The 4621-nt window shown below is 73.5% G+C and carries 6 protein-coding genes; all 6 read right to left on the reverse strand.

From position 1 onward, the window contains the following. Positions 1-6 precede the first annotated feature (6 nt). The gene (locus tag OOT08_RS07170) at positions 7-1815 is read right to left on the reverse strand and encodes a PH domain-containing protein (RefSeq protein ID WP_325091914.1); all 1809 of its coding nucleotides are present in this window, start codon (positions 1813-1815) and stop codon (positions 7-9) included. Further along, the gene (locus OOT08_RS07175) at positions 1812-2279 is read right to left on the reverse strand and encodes a PH domain-containing protein (protein WP_442916206.1); all 468 of its coding nucleotides are present in this window, start codon (positions 2277-2279) and stop codon (positions 1812-1814) included. Before OOT08_RS07175 ends, OOT08_RS07170 begins: the two co-directional genes overlap by 4 nt. 235 nt (positions 2280-2514) lie before the next feature. After that, entirely contained in the window at positions 2515-2982 is a 468-nt protein-coding gene (locus OOT08_RS07180; protein ID WP_325091916.1) for a DUF3180 domain-containing protein, read from the reverse strand. Positions 2983-3004: 22 nt separating this feature from the next. Then, positions 3005-3526 carry a 2-amino-4-hydroxy-6-hydroxymethyldihydropteridine diphosphokinase gene (gene folK / locus OOT08_RS07185; protein ID WP_325091917.1) on the reverse strand — a complete coding sequence of 174 codons (522 nt, stop codon included), beginning with the start codon at positions 3524-3526 and terminating at the stop codon, positions 3005-3007. Beyond that, entirely contained in the window at positions 3523-3927 is a 405-nt protein-coding gene (folB, locus tag OOT08_RS07190) for a dihydroneopterin aldolase (protein ID WP_325091918.1), read from the reverse strand. The genes folK and folB overlap by 4 nt, the downstream gene beginning before the upstream one ends. Beyond that, the coding region (gene folP, locus OOT08_RS07195) for a dihydropteroate synthase (RefSeq protein WP_325091919.1) at positions 3924-4621 on the reverse strand (698 nt) is incomplete at its 5' end. The genes folB and folP, both read right to left, overlap by 4 nt.

Below are 4621 nucleotides of genomic sequence, written 5' to 3' on the forward strand. Positions count from 1 at the left end.
GCGCGCTCACGAGGACTCCCCGGATCCGGCCCGGTCGGCCTCGCCCGCGAGCACGGCGGCCCGAGCGATGCGCTCGTGCATCTCCCGCGCCGCGGCCAGGGGCAGCCCGCGCACCGCGGTGCCCACGACGCCGAGCACGGTCTGCGGCTCCAAGCGGGCAAGGCCCGTGCAGCGGTGCAACAGCGTGCGGCGCAGCTGCGTTGACTGCACGCGGACGAGGGGCACCATTGCCAGCTGCCGGACGAAGAAGCCGCGCCGCAGCAGGACGTTCGAGGCGGTCTCGGTCTCGCCGACCAGCCGGATGCCGGTGCGCTTCCAGCCCGGGTTGAGCACGAGCCGCGCCCGGGGCGTGGCGCTCACAAAGGCCTCGCGGGCTCCCCCGGCGAGGCACACGAGCAGCTCCTCGTCGCTCAGGCCGTGCCCCTGGGTGAGCAGCCCGAACACCGTCACGGCGTCCGCGGCCGTCCCGACCGGGAGCATGAGCTGCTGGTTCTGCTGCCCGATGCTCGCGACGTTGACCTGCACGCGCCACCAGCCGAAGGGCCGCCAGAGCAGCGGCTGCTTGATGCCGACGGCGTGGATGCGCCCGGCGGGCAGCGTCTCGGTGACCGTGGTGAGCAGGCCGGAGGAGACCCGCACCCCCTGCGGACTCTTCGAGATGGAGAACCTCATGCCGCGCGTGAAGCTTCCCCAGAACGTGGTCACCACGATCAGGGCAAACGGCACCACCGCGAGCAGGAAGAGGGTCTCGCCGAAAATGCTCACGCAGAGGAAGCCAACGAACACGCCGAGCGAGATCAGGAAGCCCCAGCTCAGCAGGATCGAGGCGATGAGTCGGGCCGTGGGGACGCGAACGAGCGAGGCCGGGGAATCCAGGAGCGGGTCGAGGTCCGGATCGACGAGTTCGCTCAGGCGCTCGTCGAGGACGCTGGGGGCCGCGGCGAGCACGGGCGCGCCACTGACCGGGTCCCGGAACAGGGGCTGGCCCGTCTGCGGATCGGTCGCGTGCCGGATCCGAGCGGGATCCACGGCGCGGGGCGCCGCGGTCTCCGGGTCGAGCACGATGGGGGCACCGCTCGCGGGGTCAGCGAGCACGGCGAGGCCGGAGCCCTCCTCGACGAGGAAGGGCGCCGCCTGCGCGTTTGATGTGACCGCGGGGGCGGGGGCGCGCTCCGGGAGCCGCTCCCCCCGGGCCTCCGCGACGGACCGCAGGATGATCTGGCGCAGCTCCTTGGCCTGGGCGAAGGAGAGGTACTGCAGCTGGACCTGGCCATCCGAGCCGGCGGTGGTCACCTGGAGCGTGGCGAGGCCGAAGAGTCGGGCGATCATCGGACGCTGGATGTTCACGCCCTGGATCCGGCGCAGGGGCGCGCGCCGGTGCTTCCGGAACAGCACCCCGCTGCGTGTCTCGACGGCCTCGGCGCTGATCCGGTAGGTGTGCATCCGCCAGCCGATCCAGGCCCCGAGCACGACGAGGATCACGAGCACGACGACCGCGATCAGCACGATCAACACGAGGTTGCGCTCGAGGACCATGTCGACGAGGTCGCCCTCGGAGGTGCTCAGGTTCTCGCCCATCCAGCCGCCGAAGAACAGGCTCATGAGCCGGTCGCGGAGGTTCGCGATGACGATACCCACGATCGCGAGGAAGACCACGCCGCCGCGCAGCAGGGGTGAGGCGGGGTGCAGCCGGTTCCAGCCGTCGCCCGCGTCCGCCCCCGGCAGGCTCGCGGAATCGGGGACGTGCGGCTCGGCGAGGGTCGCGTCGTTGGCGGTTTCTGCCGCCGCGTCGGCGCCGGTGTCGGGGGTCGTCACAGCCCGGACCGCCGGGTCTCGGCGAGGGCGACCAGGCGGTCGCGGAGCTCGCTCGCGTCCGCGTCGACGAGGCCGGGGAGCACGACGTCGGTCGCCGCGGCGGCGGTGACGAACTTCAGGTTCGTCAGCCCCAGGGCGCGCAGCAGCGGGCCGCGCTGGATATCGATGAGCTGCATCCGGCCGTAGGGCACGGCGACCGTGCGGGAGAACATGATGCCCCGGCGGAAGAGCAGGTCGTCCTGGCGCAGCTGGTACCCGATGGCCCGGACGCGGCGGATGCCGAAGAGGGCATAGACGAACAGCGCGAGCGCGCCAGCGGCGAAGGCGGGGAGCAACCAGGGCGCCGGGTCATCGATGACCACGAAGGCGAGGAAGAGCCCGACCGCGATCACGATCAGCACGCTCACGAGGTTGCCGACGAAGTCCACCCACACGTAGCGCGGGGAGACCCGGTGCCAGGTCAGGTCCGGGACGTGCTCGGCGGCCCGCCGCGGCCGCGCGGACGCGCCCTCGGGCGCGGCTGGCGCGGCAGCCGACGGGGCCGGCGGCTCGGGTGCAGGCGAGGGTGCAGCGTGCGCGGCTTGCGCCGGGGGCGCCGGGAAAGACCCCTGTCCGGGGCGCGGTTCCGGGGCGTGCGCGGCCGGGGCGTGAGATTCCGGGGCAGCCAAGGGCTCGCCCCCGGGCTGTGCTTCGGCTGGCTCAGGCTGGCTGGTCGGCATGGTTGGGGTCTTCCTCCGGGTCAGGGTCATCCCCCGCCGGAGGGACCCGACAGAGGAACTCGGCGATCGCGCCGCACACGGCGAGCACGATCCCTCCCCCCAGGGTAGCGGCCCCCAGTTGCCAGACCTCAACCGCGGGAGACACGCTCCGCATCCCAAACTGCAGCAGCATCCCGCCCCCGAAACCGGCGAACAGGGTGCCCACGAGGAGGGATGCCTTCGCCGCGGCGAGGAGCCGCACGGCCCGGAACGGGTTCACGAGCCGGTCGGGGCGGCCCACGGTCCGGCGCTGCACGATCGCGAGGATCAGCACGATCCCGCCGAGCAGGACGAGCGTGACCGGCAGGCTGAGCGGGGGAACGAAGGGCGCGTGCCCCATCGCGGATCGGGCCAGCTGCAGCAGCAGCCCGAGCCCGAACCCGGTGATGGCCGTGTTGACCACGGTCATGGGTTTCGTCGTGCCGCGCACGCTACGGCGCTCCCTCGATGGCCGGGGCCACGGGCAGGGTGGTGTCCCCGATCCGGGCCAGGAGGTCGGCGACGCGGCCGTGCCCCATGAGCACGGCCTGCGGGTCGAGCCCGAGCCAGGGGGCGAGCACGAAGTCCCGCTCGAAGGCGCGGGGATGCGGCACCGTGAGCCGCTCGTCCTGCACGACGCGGCCCCCGAAGACGATGAGGTCCAGGTCGAGGGTGCGGTCCCCCCAGCGCACGTCGCGGGTGCGGCCGTGTCCGGTCTCGATGCGCTGCAGCTCGTCGAGCAGCTCGTGCGGCGTGAGCCCGGTGCGGACGCGGGCGACCGCGTTCAGGTAGCGGGGCGCGTCCGGGTCGACGCCCTCAGGCGTGAGCGCCAGCGTCTCGCGGAGCGGGGACAGCTCCACGGACTCGACGCCGGTGACCGCGCGCAGCTCTTCGACCGCGGCGTGCAGCGTCGCTTCGCGCTCGCCGAGGTTGCTGCCGAGGGCGATGATCGCGTCGACTCGTTGCCGGATCATGCCGCACCCGCCTCGGGGACGGCGGCCGGGGCGGCCCGGCGCACGACGGTCACCGAGACATCCGCGAACGGCACCTCGATGGGGGCGTCGGGCTTGTGCACCGTGACGCGTACCGCGCGGGCCCCGGCGAAGCCGAGGGCGACGGCCGCGACCCGCTCGGCGAGCGTCTCGATCAGGTCAACGGGGTCGCGCTCGACCGCCGCAACGACCGCGTTCGCGAGTTCGCCGTAGTGGATCGTCTGGTCCAGCTCATCGCTCGCCGCCGCGGCGCCGAGCGCGGTCGCCACGGTCACGTCGAGCACGAAGCGCTGCCCCCGCTCGCGCTCGAAGTCGAAGACCCCGTGGTGGGCAAAGGATTCGAGGCCGGTCAGCGTGATCAGGTCACCGTCGAAGTCGCTCATCTGCTCTCCGTTCCGGGCACGGCCGCTCGTTCGGGGCGCGAACCGTCCCATGCCGACTGTACCGCGAGTGCGGCCCGCGTGCCCGCGACATCGTGGACGCGCACGCCCCAGGCTCCCGATCTGGCGGCGAGGGCGCTGACCACGGCGGTGGGCAGGTCGCGGTCGGTCACCGGGTGCCCGGCGGGCAGCAGCTCGGCGAGCATCCGCTTGCGCGACACCCCGATCAGCACGGGCAGGCCCAGCTCGCGGCCCAGCTCGGGGAAGCCCGCGAGGAGCCGCCAGCCCTGCTCGGTCGTCTTATCGAAGCCGAGCCCCGGGTCCAGGATCAGCCGCTCCGCGGGGATGCCGGCCGCGCGGGCCGCGGCCACGCGCTCGGCAAGCTCCGCGGTGACGTCCGCGAGCACCTCGCGGTACTGGGCGCGGGAGTGCTCGGGGTCGGGGATCCCCCGCCAGTGCCCGATCGCGTATTCGGCGTCGCTGGCCGCCACAGCCGCGAGCATCTCGGGGTCGGCGAGCCCGCCGGAGACGTCGTTGATCAGGCGGGCACCCGCCGCGATCGCGGCGGCGGCGGTGCTCGCGTGCAGGGTATCGACGGAGACCCAGACCCCGGCCTCGGCCAGCCCGGCGACCACGTCGAGCACGCGGCGCTGTTCCTCGGCGGCGCTCACGCGGGCCGAGCCGGGCCGGGTGGATT

This window comes from Leucobacter sp. M11 (assembly GCF_035726885.1).
Lineage (GTDB): Bacteria > Actinomycetota > Actinomycetes > Actinomycetales > Microbacteriaceae > JAPFRB01.